We start from the raw sequence: 17622 nt of genomic DNA, 5'->3' as shown, positions 1-17622 counted from the left end.
CGAATAAGCTTTTAGAGAATCTCGTGAGCGCTTTTCCACCGCTCCTTGACAATTCAATGCCATCGTCTCAGGGTCCCCGCATGTGATGCTGGGGTGTTCCGGGTGACCGGAACTGAGAGGATACCCATCGAACCTGATCCGGGTCATGCCGGCGCAGGGAGACGTCACGAGACGGCACATGCGGTCGCGTACTTTCCTCTCGCCCCGATCTTGAATCTACAGTTCTGCCGAGCAGGATTATTGGAGTGCCGGGAATGTTTCTGAAATCCGCCGCCATCGCGCTGACTGCGCTGCTGGCAACAAGTCTGATCGCAAAAGCCGAAACCATCCCTGTTCTGGTGCCGATCACAGGTTTCCTGTCGCTTGAGGGGACGTCACAACGCAACGGCGCGGTGATGGCGATTGAGCGCTTCGGCAAACCCTTTGATTTCGAAACAGAAGTGACCGACACAGGCACTTCCCCCGAAGGCGCCGTCACCGCACTGCGCCGTGCGCTGGAAGACCGCCCCCATGCAGCCATCGCCTCCATGCTTGGCACTCAGATGCTCGCCATGCTGCCCATCGCAGGCCGTGCGGGCGTTCCACTGCTCACCGTTTCAGGCACGGCGAAAATCACAGAGATCGGCATTCCCTGGGTGTTTCGCTTCTTTCCCGGCGACAGCGTTGTGAAAGTGGCGCAGGCCCGATACGCGGTCGAGGAACTCGGCGCCAAGCGTCCGGCGCTGCTGTACCAGACGACAGCCTACGGGCAGAGCGGCGCCGAGCATCTCCGCAAGATTATGGAAGAGTTAGACGCGCCACTGGTTTTCGAGGAAGCCATCGACATCTCCGTGAAGGACATGCTGCCTGCCCTGACACGGTTACAGGAGGCCAAACCCGATCTGATCCTGCTGCACCTGCATTCGGGGTCAACCGCTCTGGTGATCCGGCAGGCCCGGGATCAAAATATCTCCCTTCCGATTTTGGCTGGCTCCGCGATGCATCAGCCAACCACCGCAGCGCTTCTGGAGCCTAAACAGCTCGCCGGTGTTTGCGCTGAAAGCGCCTCATCACCGATTTCCGAGCCGATCGGCCCGGTTGAGGACTTTACCGCGGAATATCGGGCCCGTTTCGGCACCGAGCCGGACGCCTTCGCACTAGCTCAGTATGACGGCGCCTTGATGCTGATCGCCGCGAGGAATTCCGGCGCCAGAACGGCGAAGGAAATACGAGACTGGTTCGCAAACAACAGCTATGACGGGCTCGCCATGACCTACAAGTCCGATAGCAAGGGCAATATGGCGCATGACGCCGTGGTCGTTTGCTACGATGGAAAAAGCGCAGTGCCGGCGATCAAACGGCGCTATGAGAATATCACCGGTGTGAAATAGGACGCTTCACGGCAGCCGCCCCAGCCATGTCAGCCATTGCCCTCACACAGATCCTGCTGAACGGCGCCGCCCTCGGGGCCGCCTATGCTCTGATCGCACTCGGCTTCGTCATTGTGCTGAATGCGGCCGGTGCGGTGAACTTTGCTCAGGGCGAGCTGGTCATGGCAGGCGGTTTCGCCTCTGTCGCACTCGCCCCGTTTATCGGCGAGACAACGGCTCTGCCGGGGCTTTTTCTGCTACCGCTGGTGATGGGGTTAATGGGCTTGGCCGGGGCAGGTTTTGCCTGGATTGCCTATTTCCCTCTCCACAAACGCCATCAGGCCGCAGTCTTTGTCAGCACAATCGCCGCCGGACTGGTGTTGCAGCATCTGGCAAACGCCGTTTTTGGCGCCGCTCCCCGTGCCGGGCCGCCACTGGTTGCGGGCGATCCTATGACCATTGGCAGCCTGTCAATCTCGCCGCAGCAACTCGCGGTGATGGCCTGTGCAGCCGTGCTGATTTCCGGCACAGGGCTGTTTCTAGGCCGAACACAGACCGGACGGCATATGCGAGCCGTGGCGCAGGATCCTGAAATGGCAGCCGCCATCGGTATCCGCCCGAAGCGCATGATCACCCTCTCCTTTGCGCTTGCCATCGCGCTTGCGGGCGCGGCCGGATTGCTGCTGTCCAACCAGTTCTTCGTCAGTCCGAACGATGGCGGATTGTTCATGCTGAAAGCCTATATCGCGGTCACCATAGGAGGCTGGGGCCGGCTCGACGGGGCGGTGATCGGGGCGCTGCTGATCGGCATTTTTGAAACTTTTGTCGCCGCGCTGACTTCCTATCTGGTGGCGGAAGCCCTGCTCTACGCCCTGCTGCTGGTTATGCTGGTGTTTCGGCCGTCCGGATTGCTGCCGGAGCGAGCGCGCGCCCGTGTCTGACGCGCGATCAAGACTGGCTCTGGGCATCGCTGCCGGTGCGCTGGCATTCTATGCCCTGTTCTATGCGGGCGACTATGCGCTGCATGTGCTGACCCGCGCCGGGATCTATGCCATCGCCGCGATCGGCTATCAGCTCATCTTCGGGCGTCTCGGTGCACTGTCCCTGGCGCAGGGCTGTTTCTTCGGACTAGGCGCCTATGCGGCAGGTCTGGGCGCGGTTGAATTCGGCCTCGGATTCCCGCTGACACTAGCTGTGGGCATTCTCCTGCCGAGCCTTCTGGCGGCGCTCATCGCCATTCCCGTACTCCGGCTCGCCTCGCACTATTTCGCGCTCGCCACCCTCGGCATCGCCCAGCTTGCCTTGCTCGTTGCAACCAACTGGACAGAGGTTACCGGCGGTGCGAACGGCCTTTACGGCGTGCCGCCAGCTGAGATCGGCACAGCTTCCTTCGGGCACGGCCTGCCGCTGACTATACTGGTCTGGGCCTGTGTCGGCCTGGCACTCCTTGTCTCGCAACGGATGACAGCCGGACGGCGAGGGCTGGCAGTCGAGACATTGCGTGAAGCGCCGCTCGCCGCCAGTGCGCTCGGTATCGACGCGGCGGCAATCCGTTTCCGTTTTTTCGTCGCCAGCGCGGCCTTCGGCGGTCTTGCCGGAGCATTGCAAGCACATGCGGTTGGAGTCGTCTCGCCGGATGTACTGCAGTTCCATGTTCTCGTACTGATCCTCGCCATGACCGTGATCGGCGGGCGCGCCTCCCCCCTAGGGGCCGTACTTGGTGCCCTTCTGCTCATCCATCTGCCTGAATGGTTCCGGGGCTTCGCCGATTATTACCTCGTGATCTATGGTGCTGCCCTGCTGGCCGCCATCATCTTTCTCCCGCGTGGGCTTGCCGGTCTGTTCGGGAAAAGAACAACGCCTGTGATCGAAAGAGGAGAGGCTGCAATACCTCGCTCCCCGGTCCCGCTCGGGCTGTCCGTGGAGACCGTCTCCAAGCGCTTCGGCGGCGTGATCGCACTGGACGGCATTTCCCTCACCCTTGCCCCCGGCGAAATTCTCGGTCTGATCGGCCCGAACGGCTCCGGCAAGACAACATTGGTCAACCTGATCTCCGGTATCGAAAAACCAGATGACGGGCGCATCTGGCTTGGCGGCGCTGATATTACTGGCAGATCGCCCGAGTATATTGCCCGCTCCGGGCTCTGCCGCAGTTTTCAGCATCCACAGATCGCACCAGACCTGACCGTGCTGGAGAGCGTTGAGGCGGTTGCCGCCGAAGGGGAGATTGCTCCGGCACACCTGAGCGAAGTTGGGCTTTCGGATCGCGCGAACGAGAACGCAGGAACTCTTCCACCGGCCGCCCTGAAACGTCTCGAAATTGCCCGCGCCCTTGCAGCAGGCGCTTCGGTTCTAGCTCTGGACGAGCCGGCCGCCGGAATGAATGAGGTAGAGCGCGGCGCACTCGCCACCTTGTTGAAGCGGCTGGCGAATATCGGCCATAGTATTCTGCTGATCGATCATGCCATGGATTTCCTGCTGCCACTTGCGGACAGGGTGATCTGTCTCAGTGCTGGGCAAGTTGTCGCCGAGGGAACACCGAGAGACGTCGCCCGCGATCCGGGGGCCATCAACGCCTATTTTGGGGAGAGCCCGCTGTGAGCGCCTCCCTGCTCTCGTTCCGGAATGTCTCGGTGCGGCGGGGCGGCGCGATAGCTGTCCGCGAACTCAGCCTTAATATCGTACCGGGAGAGATCGTCGCCCTGATCGGCCTCAACGGGGCTGGAAAGTCGAGCCTGTTGCGGGCCGCCATGGGGCTGGAAGTACTCTCGGGAGGGGAGATCCTGTTCCGTAACCGGTCCCTCGCCAGCACCGATACACCCGACCGAGCGCGGCTGGGCATCGGCTATTGTCCGGAAGGGCGCCGCCTGTTCCCTGGCATGTCCGTCTCAGATACGTTACATGCCGCATTACAGGCACCTCGCGTCGAACGTCTCGAACGGATCGCGGAACTCACAGACCTGTTCCCATTGCTCGGCACCATCCTCGATCGGGAGAGCTGGAGCCTCAGCGGTGGGCAGCAACAGATTGTCGCCATCGCCCGTGCGCTGATGCAGCGGCCGGAGATCCTCCTGCTGGACGAGCCCTCTCTCGGCCTTGCCCCCGTCATCTGCCAGGAACTGTTTCCCGCCATCCGCCAGCTCGCTAATGTTGGCGCCGCCGTGCTTCTTGCGGAACAGAGCATTGCCACGGCCCTTTCCGTCGCCGACCGGGTTGCGGTGCTGCATCGCGGCACTTTGGTCCTGAATGAGCCCGCAACCGTGCTTTCTCATGACCGCTTGAAAACAATCCTGCTTTCCGAGGGTGAACAGCGCTGACGCTTGGTTTATGCTCGCCGAAAATCGCCTAGCCCGCCTTTGGAGATCCCCGTCGATGGACGAGAGCACAACCCCAGACTTCCGCCAGAGTATCGCCGAGACAGCAGCCAATATTCTGCTCGAAATCGAGGCTGTGCATATCCGCCCGGAAGAGCCGTTCACCTTCACATCAGGCCGCCTCAGCCCGGTCTATGTCGATTGCCGCAAAATCATCAGCTTCCCGCGCGCCCGGAAGCAGCTGATGGAGATGGGCGTCGAGCTGCTTGCCCAACGAGCAGGCTTCGAGCAGTTCGATGCAGTGGCCGGCGGTGAGACGGCAGGCATTCCCTTCGCCGCCTGGATCGCCGACCTGCTCGGCTTGCCGATGCTCTATATCCGCAAGAAGCCGAAAGGTTTCGGCCGCAACGCCAGGATCGAGGGTACATTCGAGGATGGCGCGCGCATTCTTCTGGTCGAAGACCTCGCGACGGATGGCGGCTCCAAGCTTTCCTTCATCGATGCCATCCGCGAGGCCGGTGGTGAGGTCGCTCACTGCTTCGTCGTCTTTCACTATGGCAACTTCCCGCAGAGCACCTCTTCCATGAAGGAAAAAGGCGTCGACTTGCATGGTCTCTGCACTTGGTGGGACGTGCTTGCGGCAGCGGAAAAGCGCGGCTTCACCACAGCCCAGCTCAATGAAGTGCGCCAATTCCTGCGTGACCCGGACGGCTGGGCCGCCAGCCGTGAGACTGTCGACGTCTGATGAAGTTATAAGCCAACCAAGGGGAAACGTGATGCTGAGGATTCTCGGCCGCAATAATTCGAGCAACGTGCAGAAGGTGACCTGGCTCTGCGAAGAGCTTAAGATACCGAACGAGCGCGAGGATTTCGGTGGGGCATTCGCCAACACGAAAGACAAGTATTATCTCTCGCTCAACCCAAACTCCCGCGTGCCGTCCATAATCGAGGACGATTTCACCCTCTGGGAATCCAACGCCATCGTTCGCTATCTCTGCAACAAGTACTCGGCGGGCGACATGGCCCCGTCCGACCCACGCGCCTATGCGGATGCGGACCGCTGGATGGATTGGCTGCAAACCACAGTCCTGCCGCCTATCACAGTGATTTTTTGGGGTCTGGTCCGGACGCCCGAGGCCGATCGGGACCTGGCGGCCATAGAGGCGGCGCGGGAAAACATGATCCCTATCTGGCGGATCCTCGACGAACGGCTGACCGGACGCGACTTCATCATGGGCGACAGGCTGTCCATGGCGGACATAGCCATTGCCATCAATTGCTACCGCTGGCTGACCTTGATAGAGGACCGGCCGTCAATGCCCGCTCTGGAAGCCTGGTACGACCGGATCGCCGCGCGCCCCGCCTTCAAGCAGCACGTGCTGGATATTCCGCTGACCTGATTTATGGATACCGGGGCGCAGCGCTGGAAATCACCCACCGTGCCTCCTATCCTTACAGCTTCGATTCACTGAAACGGAGACAGCCCCCGATGCGACGATCCGCCGGCGTCCTGACCTTATGGCTGCTCCTGTTTTTTTCGGCATTTACGCTTGCCCGTCCGGCCGATGCCCGTGACCAACTCGTCATCGGGATGACCCAATTCCCGACGACGCTGAACCCGATGATCGATTCCATGCTGGTGAAAACCTATGTGCTCGGCATGGCGCAGCGTCAGGTCACCATTTTCGGCCATGACTGGGAGCCGATCTGCCTCTGGTGTACAGAACTTCCGACCTTTGAGAATAAGCGGGCGAAGCGCTTTGCCGTCCTCGATGCTGCGGGCAAGGAAACAGGCCGTGAGGGAGTTCGAACCACATACACGCTCAAGCCCGACGCACTCTGGGGCGATGGCACGCCGATAACCACCGATGACGTGCTGTTCAGCTGGAAAGTCGGACGCCATCCGGAGACCGGTGTCGCGGATGCCAACAGCTATCAGGAAATTCTTGATATCGAAATCGAGGACGAGCGAACTTTTACCATCGTCCTCGACAAGATCGACTACCGCTACAATGCGCTCGGCGATTTCCAGCTCTTGCCCGCCCATCTGGAACGCGACGCCTTCGCCAATCCGCGCGAATACAAGAACCGGACGCTCTATAAGACCGCTCCCGGCACGCCCGGTCTCTATAACGGTCCCTACAGGGTTACGGAGGTGAATGAAGGCGCCTATATCGTACTGACCCGGAACGAGCACTGGCAGGGCAAGGAGCCTGTTTTCGAACGTATCGTGGTCAAGACCATCGAAAAGACAGCCGCACTCGAAGCCAATCTGCTTTCCGGCTCCATCGACTACATCGCGGGCGAGGCCGGACTGACCCTCGATCAGGCGCTCGGTTTCGAGAAACGGCATGGGGACACCTTCGATGTCATCTACAAGCCCGGCCTGATCTACGAACATATCGAATTCAATCTAGACAACCCGATACTCGCCGACATCAAGATGCGCCGCGCCCTGCTTCACGCCATCGATCGCAAGGCAATCTCAGACCGGCTGTTTGCTGGCAACCAGCCCGTGGCCCATGGCGCGGTCAATCCGCTGGACTGGGCGTATCACGACAAACTGCCGCTCTATCCATACGATCCGTCCCGCGCCAAGGAGCTGCTGGACGAGGCCGGCTGGATGGAGGTCAAGAACGGCATCCGCCACAGGCCGGATGGCACGAAACTCAGCCTTGAGATCATGACCACCGCCGGCAATCGGATCAGGGAGCTGGTGGAGCAGGTGCTGCAGGACTACTGGAAACAGGTCGGCATTCAGGTGACGATCCGCAACGAGCCGGCCCGCGTGTTCTTTGGAGAGACCGTCCAGAAGCGCAAATTTCCTGCCATGGCAATGTTCGCCTGGCTGTCGGCACCCGAATCCCTGCCGAAAACAACTCTCTATTCAACCTCAATCCCGACAGAGGAAAACAACTGGTCGGGCCAGAACGTCACTGGATACAGCAACCCGGAAATGGATGCGCTGATTGATGCCATCGAGGTTGAGCTCGACAAAGAGAAACGCCGCGCGCTCTGGGCCAAACAACAGACCCTTTACGCGACGGACCTGCCAGTCCTTCCGCTCTATTTCCGTTCCGATGCATATATCCTGCCGAAATGGCTGAAAGGCGTGAGACCGACCGGACACAAATACAGCTCTACCTACTGGATTGAACAATGGCGCGACGGGTCGAGTGCAAGCCAGTAGCAACATGAGAAATCCCGGACCGCCATGACCGGGTTCCTGATCCACCGCCTGCTTCAGGCTTTGATCGTTCTCTTGGTCATGTCCTTCGTGACATACGGGCTGCTGGCCCTGATGCCGGGCGATCCAATCGACCTGATGCTGGCAGGCGACCCCAACGTAACGTCCGCCGACGTGGCGCGCCTGCGCGCCCTGCATGGCCTCGACCGGCCTTTCCTCGAACGCTACGGTAACTGGTTGGCGAGCGCCCTCAGCGGCGATCTCGGTTACTCAAGGCTGTTCGGCGCGCCAGTGCTGGATGTCCTGGCGCCAAGACTGCTCAATTCCCTGGTGTTGATGGGACTGGCCTTCCTCGTCGCTATCTCTATCGCCTTACCCGCAAGCGTCGCTGCCGCCCGCCGCCCCGGCAGCTTGGCAGACCGCTTGATCAACCTGCTCTGCTTTGCGGGAATATCGGTCCCAGCGTTTTGGCTCGCCTTACTGATGATCCTGTTTTTTGCTGTCACGCTCGGCCTGTTTCCGGCGAGTGGGATGGCAACCATCGGCGATGGCGGCCTCGGTGATCGGGCCGCACATCTGGCGCTGCCCGTGATCACCCTCGCAGTCGCCAGCGTCGCCCAATATACCCGCCACGGCCGGGCAGCGATGATCGAGGTTATGCGCGAGGATTACATTCGCACGGCCCGGGCCAAGGGCGTCCCTGACAGGACCATTCTCTGGCGCCACGGGTTCCGCAACGCGCTGATCCCTGTGGTGACAATCATGGCGCTCGATTTCGGCGCTCTCTTCTCCGGAGCCCTGATTGTTGAGACGATGTTCGCCTATCTTGGCATGGGCAAGACGATCTATGACGCGGTAATGGGGAACGATTACAACCTCGCCCTTGTCGGCCTGCTGCTGGCCACGACCATCACCCTCGCCGCGAACATCGCCGCCGATATAGCCTACGGCCTGATCGATCCGCGCATCCGGCTGACCGGCGGAAGCCAGGCATGAGCATCGTGTCCTCTTACCCGCTTTCAAGGCACAGTCTGTTCTCGCGACTGATGCGTCATACGTCTGCCGCTGCCAGCCTGATCCTGCTCGCAAGCCTGCTGCTTGCCTGTTTCAGCGCGCCATTGATCGGCGCTATTTTCGACATCAACGCCACATCCATCGACCTTTTTAACATCTCCGCTGATCCGTCCGCCGCCCATCCGCTTGGTACGGACGAAATTGGCCGGGATCTGCTGATGCGGCTGCTCGATGGCGGCCAAGTGTCGTTGACGGTCGGGATTGCCGCTGCATTGAGCGCCACCGCCATCGGCACAGTGGCTGGGCTGATTGCGGGTTATCGTGGCGGCATTGCTGACGCTGTGCTGATGAGGCTCGCCGACGGGGTAATTTCCCTGCCCTTGCTGCCGCTGCTGATCGTGCTTGCGGCCATAGATCCAGCGAAGCTCGGTTTGCCGCCGGAGTTGGTTCAATCGGAGAGTTTCAGCCTGTACCGGATCATCGCCATCATCGCGCTTGTCGGCTGGACCACAACGGCCCGACTGGTGCGTGGCACGATACTCGGTTTGCGGGAACGCGACTTCATCGAGGCCGCTCGGGCCCAGGGATTGCCGACATCCCGTATCCTGTTCCGCCATCTGCTGCCGAATGCGGCATCTCCCATCCTTGTCGCCATGACCCTGACCATCGGCAACGTGATCCTGTTCGAGAGCGTGCTGAGTTTCCTCGGCCTCGGCATTCAGCCGCCAATCCCGAGCTGGGGAAATATGCTGACCGGAGCACAAGATCTGATCTCGGTCGCTCCCATGCTTGCAGTCTGGCCGGGCCTGCTTATCTTTGTTGCTGTTATCGCCTTCAATTTCCTCGGCGACGGTCTGCAGGATGCTCTCAATCCGCGTGCCCGGAACAGACGCTGAAGATGAGGTAATGCGCCGCATTGACGCTTTGGCACCCCGTCTCTAGCTTGACCCCATGAACCGCATCCGCGCCCTCTCCTTTCTACTCATCCTTTTTGCAACGCTCGGCCTCGCCGCCTGTGAGGAAGAGCAGCCGACCGTGGTCAACCGGCGCGATGGAAAAGCACCGCCTGGCGCCGGCCAGACCGGCGAGGTCTGCGTGCTGGTCCGCAATCGCGCGCCCTTTACCATCACCGGACGCGTTCAGCTGAAAACACGTGAGCGGACCAGCTTCCGGTTGGCGCGCAACGGGCGGACCAAGATCTGTCTGGTGGGAACGTTGTTCGGTGGCGACACCGTCTCTTTGGTCCTGACCAATTTCATGACCCTGCCGCTATTCTCCTGCTACGTGCGGTTCGACCAATCGATTGACGTCTATGCCCGGCCACACCCTGATGGCGGCTGGCTCTATAACGCTCCCTGCACTTGATAATCAAGAGGGGCGGGTGTTGGCGCGCCGAAGATCAATAACGCCGGAACTCAGGACCACCCCGAAAGAGGTAAAGCAAAGCGCCAGAAGAGTGTTTTCGGATAGAGCTTCCGCAAGCAGAAAAACTCCTCCGAACGCTGTCAGAAAAGGAACGACGGCACCGCTGGTCGAAGCCGTCACCGGACCGAGGTGACGGATAGCTAATCCGAAGGCCGCAAGACCGGCTACGCCAGCCAGCACGCCCTGCACCAGTGCCTGCAGAATAAAATCACCCAGAGGCACTGCGAACAACCGAGTGCCTGGCATGCTCAACCAAATCAGAATTGCCGCCGGTGCAGACCATAAACAAACCAGAGCGGCAACGTGCCATGGACCATAAGACCCGCACCGGAATGCCACCGTATAGACTGCCCATAAAACACCCGCGCAAAGGAAGAGCGCATGGCCGATCCAAATTTTGTCATCCGTCCCGCCAATCCCGTCGAGTAAGGCCGGGCCGGTCAGACTGAGTATTCCGATAAGAATTGCTGCAAGCCCAACCGATTTCCATAACGGAATCCGCTCCCCGAGAAACATGCATGCAAGCAGGCTGACGAATAACGGCATTGCTCCGGGCATTAACGCGCCCATATGGGCCGCCGGCGCATAAGCTGCCCCCGCCATTGAAATCAGGCCAAACGGCAGTCCGGCACCGGCGACCATCATCAGAAACAGGCCGCGCTCGCCGCGCTTCGGCAGAAACCCGTGACGCCACAATACCGGCATTAAAATCACGGCCGGAATGCAATACCGTAAAACCGCAAGGTCAATTGGAGTTAACTCGGTTGAAACACCAACCTTGGTCGCTAGCTGCCAACTTGACGCAATGGCCGCGACAAATAACCAGTTAGACCAGCCGAGAATGGCGCTCTTCGCTTCAAATTTCTGCATCTCTCTTCCCTGAATAAAAAGACAGGGCAGAATGATACGGATCTGGATGAATCAAGATGGAACCATTTTAGCTATTTTTGGATCTATAATAGAACCATGAATGATCTCCCCCTCAATGCCCTGCGCGCCTTCTCCGCCGTCTATCAGACCGCAGGACTGCGCAGTGCAGCACGCAAACTCGGTGTCGGACATGCGTCGATCGCTCGGCAGGTCCGGGAACTGGAGACAAGACTCGGTGTAGCCCTGATCGATCCTGAGAGACAGGGGAGGAGTCTTGTCTTCACACCATACGGACACGCCCTCGGAGAGCGCGCCAGAAGCGCCCTTGACGAGCTCTCTGCGGCCGTTCGGGATGTGGAAGAAAGGCGTCTCGGGAATGCCATTCTGGTCGATACAAGCCCGTCCTTTGCCGTTCGCTGGTTACTGCCACGCCTAAAGGCTTTCAAAACAGTGGCACCTTGGGTCGACGTCTCACTCAATGTTGAAGAGTCCCGGAGCGCGCCCGTCAACCGGAGTGCCGATGTCGTTCTAAGAATGGGCCCGATACCGGGAGAACAACGTGGTAGAGCGTTCATGAACGACGCACTGCTGCCGGTAATGAGTCCGGATTATTGGAGAGATAACGGGCAACCGACTGTAATGGAGGCTCTCACGAAACAGCGCCTACTGCATGACAGGGATCCGCAAGCGACGTGGCAGCATTGGGCCCGGCTGACCGGGGTTGCATTAGGCGACACCAGCGGGGGCACGCGCTTCACGTCCGCCGATGTCCTTCTCCAGGCTGCTGAGCGGGGACTAGGGGTTGCTCTCGCCAGGAAACGTTTCATTGAAGAAAGTCTTCGGGCTGGAATTCTAATTGCTCCGATCGAGGGAGCCATGATTCCGCTCCCTGACGCTTATTGGTCACTGCTTTCAGGTGGCGCGCGAGTCAGAAGTGCGGTCCGGATGTTCTCAGACTGGATCCTGTCTGAGGCGAAAAAGTAACCTCATTCCGATTGAGGTGCGAAGGCCATATCGACCAATTTTTGTAGAGCAGAGCATTCTATGAGGAGCAACTCCGTCGCCAGAGCCTAGAGCGGTCTGTCTTTCGACCCGCTATCTGCCGGAACCGCCGAGACCGGTATGTTGCCAACGATGAACTGCTCGCAAACATCACCGCCGTAAGAGACCGGTAGAACCAGACGGCGCCAGATCTTTCCACTAAGCCAGACTGGCGCCAGATGCTCGGAGTAAATCGGCCGGTTCGACTCATAAACAGCCCAATAGACCGAACGGTACATCAAGGCGAGGTCGGGCTGGGTTGTCCGGTTCATCTCGGAGACTGTCTGACCGGTCCAGTCTCTCGAAGAGAAATCCGAAATCTCAGTACCGTACAGCCGATAGCGGGCGTCGAAACCGTTCCTGAGAACGTCAAGAATCATGATGTTTCCGACGGCTGGCAACATGGACAGCATATCGAAATCGGCGCGGTTATGCAGGCCAGTCTGCGGATCCGCCTTGTCGAGCCATAGCTTGTATAAGAACGCGAGCTTCGGCTCTGGTAGTACGTCCATGTCCTCCACGAAGCTGATCCGGCCGACGTCGCAACCTAGCTCCGTGCGGGTGCGCCCTTCGAGAATAGCTCTTCCCGTTCTTCGAATCTCGTCGTCCGTGAGCTCTGTCTGCTCCACCGCTGAGCGCATTGAATTATCTGGGTTTTTCATATGTCGACCATAGAAAGAGCGCCAAAATAAGAAATCAATTTACGCGCCGATTAAGCAAACGAATTTGAATACCGGATCATACCACAGCAACTTCCCTAAGCACTTTCAAATGGCGGCGGACAGCCTGGATTTTGTCGATATCTCCGGTCGCCATGAAGTCTACTGGAGATTTGCCCCGAAAAGGGGTGAGCCGATTACTTGCCATAGGCCAGCTTTCACCGTCTGTTTCCCCGAAAATCTCCGTCAGGCTTCGGTAAATCGCAACAAATGCGGAAATACGTTCGAACTGCTCAGCCGCAAGAGTACCTTTCCAGTTCCCCTCATCCATCGCCGCCCAGGTCGCCTCATCGACATTTAAAAGTTTAGCTGCCTTTCGTGGCGGCAGCGACCATAGATCAAACAACGTCGCCACTGTCTTGACAGCGACAGGCGTCAGTTCCCTACGATCCTTGGTTCTTTGTAGGCGATCGCTTCGCGAACTATCGCCACGGTCCCTGGAAAAGTGATTCATAGTCTGAAATCCCCTGCCGAAGCACTCCGTGTAGGCTCCCCTGATGCACGGCGCACACGCCCGGCGTTCGAGCGTCGGGTCAATCATTATAGGCCAATAAAATCACAGAAATCATATCAGCATCATATGAACTATACTTCACACGATCATAAATTCCAAGTATTGGATAATATAAATAAAATAAAACTTTACAGAAATTCAGTGAAAAAACCCATAAATAAATACTATATTTCGTCAAATAGACGTCATATCGGTCAACCTGTCCAACCTCAGCCTCTGCCGGTGGTCGGACAGGCGCCGGCTGATAGCGAATACAGCCCCGGTAACGCCAATTGCCGTTGCTCCAGCGATAAGAAACATGACCAAGAGCTGATATTTGACCGCCTCGACTGGATCTATCCCGGCAAGGATCTGACCGGTCATCATGCCGGGCAGATACACCAGACCCGTTGCCGCCATTGAGTTAATGGTTGGGGTCAGCGCCGTCTTTAATGCCGATCGGACCATGGGCAGGGCCGAGAGCCGAAACGAACGACCGAGGGTCAATTGTGCCTCGACGGCATTCCTGCCATCGGCCAAAGCGCTGGTAATGGAGCGAATGGCAAGCGCCACACCAGTCATGCAGTTACCAAGCACCATACCAAGCAGGGGCAGCAGGTATTGCGGGTGATACCAGGGATCGGCGGCGACCTGTGTGATCAAGGCAAAACTCATCACCAGCAAAGCAGCTAGTGTCATCACGCCGGTGCCAAGGCCATAGGCCCAGAAGCCCTTAAGCCGCCGATCCTGACGCGCCATAGCTTCGTATCCGGCAAAGCCGAGCATCACCGCCACCGCGAGCCCGGTCCAGAATGGCGAGACGGTGGCCAGAAGAAAATCGAGGATCAGCCCGATCAGCAGAAGCTGCACGATCATCCGAATTGCCGAGATGGCAAGGCTTCTTGCAAGACCGAGCGATAGGACGACTGATATCGCGCCATTGATCAGTAGCAAGGAGGCCGCCAGAGCGAGGTCAGCATAGTCGAGCGTCACGTAATTCATACGCCGCCCTCCGGAACAAACTTGCCTTCTTCAAGACGAAACCCGCGTCGTGCGACCCGGGTGAATTGCGCCAGATCGTGGGTCACAAAGAGGCAGCATCCCCCAGCCTCGCAATGTTCCGCGACAAGCTCCTCAACGACCGCAGTTGCAGCTTCGTCAAGCGAAGCCGTCGGCTCGTCCAGCAGCAGGCAGCGGGGCCGATTTTCCAGCAACCGGACGAAACCGAGCCGTTGACGCTCACCAGAGGAGAGACGGGAGACGGACCAGTCACCCGCAGCCGGGTCCAACCCCAGTCGTTCTGTCGTAGATTGGCAGGCGCTCCAGTCGGTAAAATGCGTGCCCACGCGATCAGCCCACCAACCGGGCTCGGCCGGCAGGTAACCAACCTGCCGACGCCAGTCGGGCGCAATCATGGTGTTCCGATCCCGACCGTCCAGTGCGACATCCCCGTCAGCAGGATCGAGATCCGCTATTGCCCTCAGGAAAAGAGATTTTCCAGAGCCCGAGCGGCCACGCAAGGCAACACATTCGCCGGCCGCGACCTCAAGATCTAGAGGGCCAAGATGTAGCCTTACAAGACCATGGATCTTCAGCATGCGAAATGCCTCTCAGGAAGAACGGATCTCTATCCGTTGCCGATCATCTCCAGATCAGCTCGCCCGCGGCAACTGGTCTTCAACGAGCTGGCTCCAGTAACTAGCGCCCCAGGGCAAAGCCTCGTCGTTGAAGTCATAACCGGCATTGTGCAGCATCTTGCCTTCGCCACCTCCGCCATTGCCCATCCAGATATAGCAGCCAGGCTTCTTCTCCAGCATGAAGGCGAAATCCTCACCGCCCATGCTCGGGGTCGGATCACGCACGACCATCTCGTTGCCGACAAGGCGCTCGGCGACCTGCGCTGCGATCTCTGACTCGGCATCGGAATTCACGGTAGGCGGGTAGCGTTTTTCGTAACGCAACTCGGCGGTCGCACCGAAACCGGCGCAGACACCGTCGATGATCTGCTTCATCTTCGGCTCGATCATGTCCCGCACTTCCGGGCGAAACGACCGCGTGGTACCGGCGAGCTGAACCATGCCGGGGATGACGTTATAGGCGTCGCCGCCATGGATCTTGGTGACCGATACCACCACAGCATCCATCGGATCGACATTGCGGCTGGCGATGCTCTGCAGGGCGGAGACGACCTGGGCGGAGACCAGGATCGGATCGATGCCAAGATGAGGCATGGCGCCGTGGCCGCCCACGCCCTTGATATCGAGTTCGAACATGTCGTAGGCGGCCATCATCGGACCCGGACGGACCGCGACGGTACCGACCGGCATGCCCGGCCAGTTATGCATGCCCCAGACTGAATCCACCGGAAACTTATCGAAAAGGCCTTCTTCGACCATCACCCGGCCGCCGCCCTCGTTTTCTTCAGCCGGCTGGAAAATGAACTGGACAGTGCCGGAGAAGTTCCTGGTTTCCGCTAGGTATTTGGCTGCTCCGAGCAGCATGGTGGTGTGCCCGTCGTGACCACAGGCATGCATTTTTCCGGGGTTTTCCGAAGCATATTCAACGCCGGTCTGTTCGGTTATGTCGAGCGCGTCGATATCCGAACGCAGGCCGATGGCACCCCCTTCGCCATTACCCTTCAGAGTGCCGATCACGCCGGTTCCGGCAAGGCCGCGATGCACATCGACACCAAAACTCTCCAGCTTCTCGGCAATGAAGGCAGCAGTCCAATGCTCCTCGAAAGCTGTCTCAGGGTGCCGGTGCAGCTCACGCCGCCACGCGGTCATCTCCTCATGGAACTCGGCGATCCGATTATTGATGGGCATTGGAAAATCCGCTCCGTCGGTTGAATTCAGAAGGCCGCGTTAGCGGCCCAAGTTCAGATCAAAAAGCCGCGTTAGCGGCTGTAGCAAAGCGGAGCACATTGTCCGCAGGGCTGCGTGTCTCGTGCTCGGTGGAGTCAGTCCTGATCCGGGCCGGAACGCCGTTCTTCACCACCATACGATGGTTCTTCCGATCCGCAACCCGGTCGATATCCGCCAACGGATCACCATCCACGATCAGAAGATCGGCGTGATTGCCCACTGCAATGGTACCGCGTTCTTCCAGCCCCATCAGGTCGATGCCGTTGCGGGTAGAGAAGATGATCGCGTCCATTGGCGACACCCCGATATCGACCATGTAGCGCAGCTCCAGCGCGTTCTTGCCGTGCTTGTTGAACGGCGTGCCCGCATCGGTGCCCATGGCGATCTTGCCGCCCGCCTTGTAGAACATCTGGATCGACTGGATGTGCCGTTCCTCGACCCGGATGGCCTTTTCAACGGCCTGAGCCGGGATGCCGTTATCCTTGTTGGAGACGATGTTCTTCACTGCGGCAAGGGTCGGCACCAGATAGGTTCCTGCTTCCAGCATTTCGGTCAGGCACTGCTCGTCCATGAAGATGCCATGCTCAATGGAGGCAACGCCCGCACGCACCGCGTTCAGGATACCGAGCCCGCCCTGGGCATGGCTGGCCGTGCGCTTTTGGAAGCGCCTGCCTTCGGCCACTCCGGCGGCCATTTCCTCTGCCGTGAAATGCGCGTCTTCCGGGCTGACACCCGGTGTCATCACGCCGCCCGTCGCCATCAGCTTGATCAGGTCCGAGCCGGCATGGATCTGCTCACGCACCGCCTTGATGACCTCGCCCGGCCCGTCTGCAACACGGCCGTTACGGTTGCCGTGGCCACCGGTCATGCAGATGATCTTGCCAGAACAAAGAATGCTCGGCCCGATCTGGGCACCGCTGTTGCAGGCATCACGCACAGCGAGTTCCAGATAGTCTTTGCCACCGCAGTCGCGCAGAGCGGTGATGCCGCCCATCAGCGACGTCTGCGCGTGCTTGTAGGCTGCCATGGTGATCTGGCCCGGCGTCATCATCGACTGAACCGAGACCGGGTTGCCCTCGCCGCCCATGCAGAGATGGACATGGCAATCGACCAGGCCCGGAAGCAACGTGCCGCCGGCGAAATCAACCCTAGGCCCGGCAAAACCCTGAAAGCGGTCACGAGGCGCCACCTCGGCAATCCTGCCGTCACGCACCATCACGCCTTGATTTTCGAGATTGGCACCCTCTCCGTCGAGAATTGCACCGCCCTCATAAAGGGTTTCAGTAGCCATGATTGATCCTCACCGGCCCCGGAGGGTCCGTTATTCGTTCGTAGCGAGTACTGTC

General features: G+C 59.3%; 18 protein-coding genes and 1 riboswitch. Of the genes, 11 read left to right on the top strand and 7 right to left on the bottom strand.

Translation table 11 applies throughout. From position 1 onward, the window contains the following. Positions 1-79: 79 nt before the first annotated feature. Positions 80-178, top strand: a riboswitch (TPP riboswitch). A gap of 76 nt (positions 179-254) precedes the next feature. From ABJ076_RS19925 to ABJ076_RS19880, 10 genes are all read left to right on the top strand, one after another. Further along, on the top strand, positions 255-1370 hold the full coding sequence (locus ABJ076_RS19925) for an ABC transporter substrate-binding protein (protein ID WP_348192921.1): 1116 nt from the start codon (positions 255-257) through the stop codon (positions 1368-1370). Between the two features lie 26 nt (positions 1371-1396). Continuing rightward, a complete protein-coding gene (locus ABJ076_RS19920; RefSeq protein ID WP_348192918.1) occupies positions 1397-2290 on the top strand; it encodes a branched-chain amino acid ABC transporter permease in 894 nt (297 codons plus the stop codon). After that, positions 2283-3950 carry a branched-chain amino acid ABC transporter ATP-binding protein/permease gene (locus ABJ076_RS19915; RefSeq protein ID WP_348192915.1) on the top strand — a complete coding sequence of 556 codons (1668 nt, stop codon included), beginning with the start codon at positions 2283-2285 and terminating at the stop codon, positions 3948-3950. The genes ABJ076_RS19920 and ABJ076_RS19915 overlap by 8 nt, the downstream gene beginning before the upstream one ends. Beyond that, positions 3947-4666 (top strand): ATP-binding cassette domain-containing protein, encoded by a 720-nt coding sequence (locus ABJ076_RS19910; protein ID WP_348192913.1) that lies wholly within the window; start codon positions 3947-3949, stop codon positions 4664-4666. Before ABJ076_RS19915 ends, ABJ076_RS19910 begins: the two co-directional genes overlap by 4 nt. 55 nt (positions 4667-4721) lie before the next feature. Then, positions 4722-5408 carry an orotate phosphoribosyltransferase gene (locus tag ABJ076_RS19905; RefSeq protein WP_348192910.1) on the top strand — a complete coding sequence of 229 codons (687 nt, stop codon included), beginning with the start codon at positions 4722-4724 and terminating at the stop codon, positions 5406-5408. A 31-nt stretch (positions 5409-5439) separates the two neighbouring features. Next, positions 5440-6063 (top strand): glutathione S-transferase family protein, encoded by a 624-nt coding sequence (locus ABJ076_RS19900; RefSeq protein WP_348192907.1) that lies wholly within the window; start codon positions 5440-5442, stop codon positions 6061-6063. A gap of 89 nt (positions 6064-6152) precedes the next feature. Further along, positions 6153-7853, top strand: a complete 1701-nt coding sequence (locus tag ABJ076_RS19895) for a peptide ABC transporter substrate-binding protein (protein ID WP_348192905.1) — start codon at positions 6153-6155, stop codon at positions 7851-7853. A gap of 24 nt (positions 7854-7877) precedes the next feature. Beyond that, a complete protein-coding gene (locus tag ABJ076_RS19890; RefSeq protein WP_348192903.1) occupies positions 7878-8846 on the top strand; it encodes an ABC transporter permease in 969 nt (322 codons plus the stop codon). Further along, entirely contained in the window at positions 8843-9760 is a 918-nt protein-coding gene (locus ABJ076_RS19885) for an ABC transporter permease (RefSeq protein WP_348192900.1), read from the top strand. The genes ABJ076_RS19890 and ABJ076_RS19885 overlap by 4 nt, the downstream gene beginning before the upstream one ends. Positions 9761-9815: 55 nt before the next feature. After that, positions 9816-10229 carry a hypothetical protein gene (locus tag ABJ076_RS19880; RefSeq protein WP_348192898.1) on the top strand — a complete coding sequence of 138 codons (414 nt, stop codon included), beginning with the start codon at positions 9816-9818 and terminating at the stop codon, positions 10227-10229. A 3-nt stretch (positions 10230-10232) separates the two neighbouring features. Here ABJ076_RS19880 and ABJ076_RS19875 read toward each other — a convergent pair whose 3' ends face one another. After that, complete coding sequence (locus tag ABJ076_RS19875) at positions 10233-11159, bottom strand: DMT family transporter (RefSeq protein ID WP_348192897.1); 927 nt, start codon at positions 11157-11159, stop codon at positions 10233-10235. Positions 11160-11255: 96 nt separating this feature from the next. Between ABJ076_RS19875 and ABJ076_RS19870 the strand changes: the two genes are divergently transcribed. Then, a complete protein-coding gene (locus ABJ076_RS19870; RefSeq protein ID WP_348192894.1) occupies positions 11256-12143 on the top strand; it encodes a LysR substrate-binding domain-containing protein in 888 nt (295 codons plus the stop codon). 86 nt (positions 12144-12229) lie between these two features. Here ABJ076_RS19870 and ABJ076_RS19865 read toward each other — a convergent pair whose 3' ends face one another. The 6 genes from ABJ076_RS19865 to ABJ076_RS19840 form a co-directional block, all read right to left on the bottom strand. After that, the gene (locus ABJ076_RS19865; protein ID WP_348192892.1) at positions 12230-12841 is read right to left on the bottom strand and encodes a hypothetical protein; all 612 of its coding nucleotides are present in this window, start codon (positions 12839-12841) and stop codon (positions 12230-12232) included. Positions 12842-12938: 97 nt separating this feature from the next. Then, positions 12939-13373, bottom strand: coding sequence for a hypothetical protein (locus tag ABJ076_RS19860; RefSeq protein ID WP_348192889.1), 435 nt, complete (start codon positions 13371-13373; stop codon positions 12939-12941). A 234-nt stretch (positions 13374-13607) separates the two neighbouring features. Beyond that, the gene (locus ABJ076_RS19855) at positions 13608-14414 is read right to left on the bottom strand and encodes an ABC transporter permease (protein WP_348192887.1); all 807 of its coding nucleotides are present in this window, start codon (positions 14412-14414) and stop codon (positions 13608-13610) included. Next, positions 14411-15010 (bottom strand): ABC transporter ATP-binding protein, encoded by a 600-nt coding sequence (locus ABJ076_RS19850; RefSeq protein ID WP_348192884.1) that lies wholly within the window; start codon positions 15008-15010, stop codon positions 14411-14413. The genes ABJ076_RS19855 and ABJ076_RS19850 overlap by 4 nt, the downstream gene beginning before the upstream one ends. A gap of 54 nt (positions 15011-15064) precedes the next feature. Beyond that, entirely contained in the window at positions 15065-16237 is a 1173-nt protein-coding gene (locus ABJ076_RS19845; protein WP_348192881.1) for a M20 aminoacylase family protein, read from the bottom strand. 58 nt (positions 16238-16295) lie between these two features. Beyond that, positions 16296-17567, bottom strand: coding sequence for an amidohydrolase family protein (locus tag ABJ076_RS19840; protein ID WP_348192878.1), 1272 nt, complete (start codon positions 17565-17567; stop codon positions 16296-16298). Positions 17568-17622: the final 55 nt, after the last annotated feature.

It is taken from the genome of Nisaea sp., from assembly GCF_039990255.1.
Lineage (GTDB): Bacteria > Pseudomonadota > Alphaproteobacteria > Thalassobaculales > Thalassobaculaceae > Nisaea.
This window is presented reverse-complemented; position numbering and strand designations above follow the sequence as displayed.

Excerpts from the sequence above, each read along its gene's own strand:
- ABJ076_RS19865 (WP_348192892.1), bottom strand. The coding sequence starts at position 12,841 with ATGCGCTCAGCGGTGGAGCAGACAGAGCTCACGGACGACGAGATTCGA.
- ABJ076_RS19900 (WP_348192907.1), top strand. The coding sequence starts at position 5,440 with ATGCTGAGGATTCTCGGCCGCAATAATTCGAGCAACGTGCAGAAGGTG.
- ABJ076_RS19845 (WP_348192881.1), bottom strand. The coding sequence starts at position 16,237 with ATGCCCATCAATAATCGGATCGCCGAGTTCCATGAGGAGATGACCGCG.
- ABJ076_RS19870 (WP_348192894.1), top strand. The coding sequence starts at position 11,256 with ATGAATGATCTCCCCCTCAATGCCCTGCGCGCCTTCTCCGCCGTCTAT.
- ABJ076_RS19905 (WP_348192910.1), top strand. The coding sequence starts at position 4,722 with ATGGACGAGAGCACAACCCCAGACTTCCGCCAGAGTATCGCCGAGACA.
- ABJ076_RS19880 (WP_348192898.1), top strand. The coding sequence starts at position 9,816 with ATGAACCGCATCCGCGCCCTCTCCTTTCTACTCATCCTTTTTGCAACG.
- ABJ076_RS19860 (WP_348192889.1), bottom strand. The coding sequence starts at position 13,373 with ATGAATCACTTTTCCAGGGACCGTGGCGATAGTTCGCGAAGCGATCGC.
- ABJ076_RS19885 (WP_348192900.1), top strand. The coding sequence starts at position 8,843 with ATGAGCATCGTGTCCTCTTACCCGCTTTCAAGGCACAGTCTGTTCTCG.
- ABJ076_RS19840 (WP_348192878.1), bottom strand. The coding sequence starts at position 17,567 with ATGGCTACTGAAACCCTTTATGAGGGCGGTGCAATTCTCGACGGAGAG.
- ABJ076_RS19925 (WP_348192921.1), top strand. The coding sequence starts at position 255 with ATGTTTCTGAAATCCGCCGCCATCGCGCTGACTGCGCTGCTGGCAACA.
- ABJ076_RS19920 (WP_348192918.1), top strand. The coding sequence starts at position 1,397 with ATGTCAGCCATTGCCCTCACACAGATCCTGCTGAACGGCGCCGCCCTC.
- ABJ076_RS19850 (WP_348192884.1), bottom strand. The coding sequence starts at position 15,010 with ATGCTGAAGATCCATGGTCTTGTAAGGCTACATCTTGGCCCTCTAGAT.
- ABJ076_RS19875 (WP_348192897.1), bottom strand. The coding sequence starts at position 11,159 with ATGCAGAAATTTGAAGCGAAGAGCGCCATTCTCGGCTGGTCTAACTGG.
- ABJ076_RS19890 (WP_348192903.1), top strand. The coding sequence starts at position 7,878 with ATGACCGGGTTCCTGATCCACCGCCTGCTTCAGGCTTTGATCGTTCTC.
- ABJ076_RS19895 (WP_348192905.1), top strand. The coding sequence starts at position 6,153 with ATGCGACGATCCGCCGGCGTCCTGACCTTATGGCTGCTCCTGTTTTTT.
- ABJ076_RS19855 (WP_348192887.1), bottom strand. The coding sequence starts at position 14,414 with ATGAATTACGTGACGCTCGACTATGCTGACCTCGCTCTGGCGGCCTCC.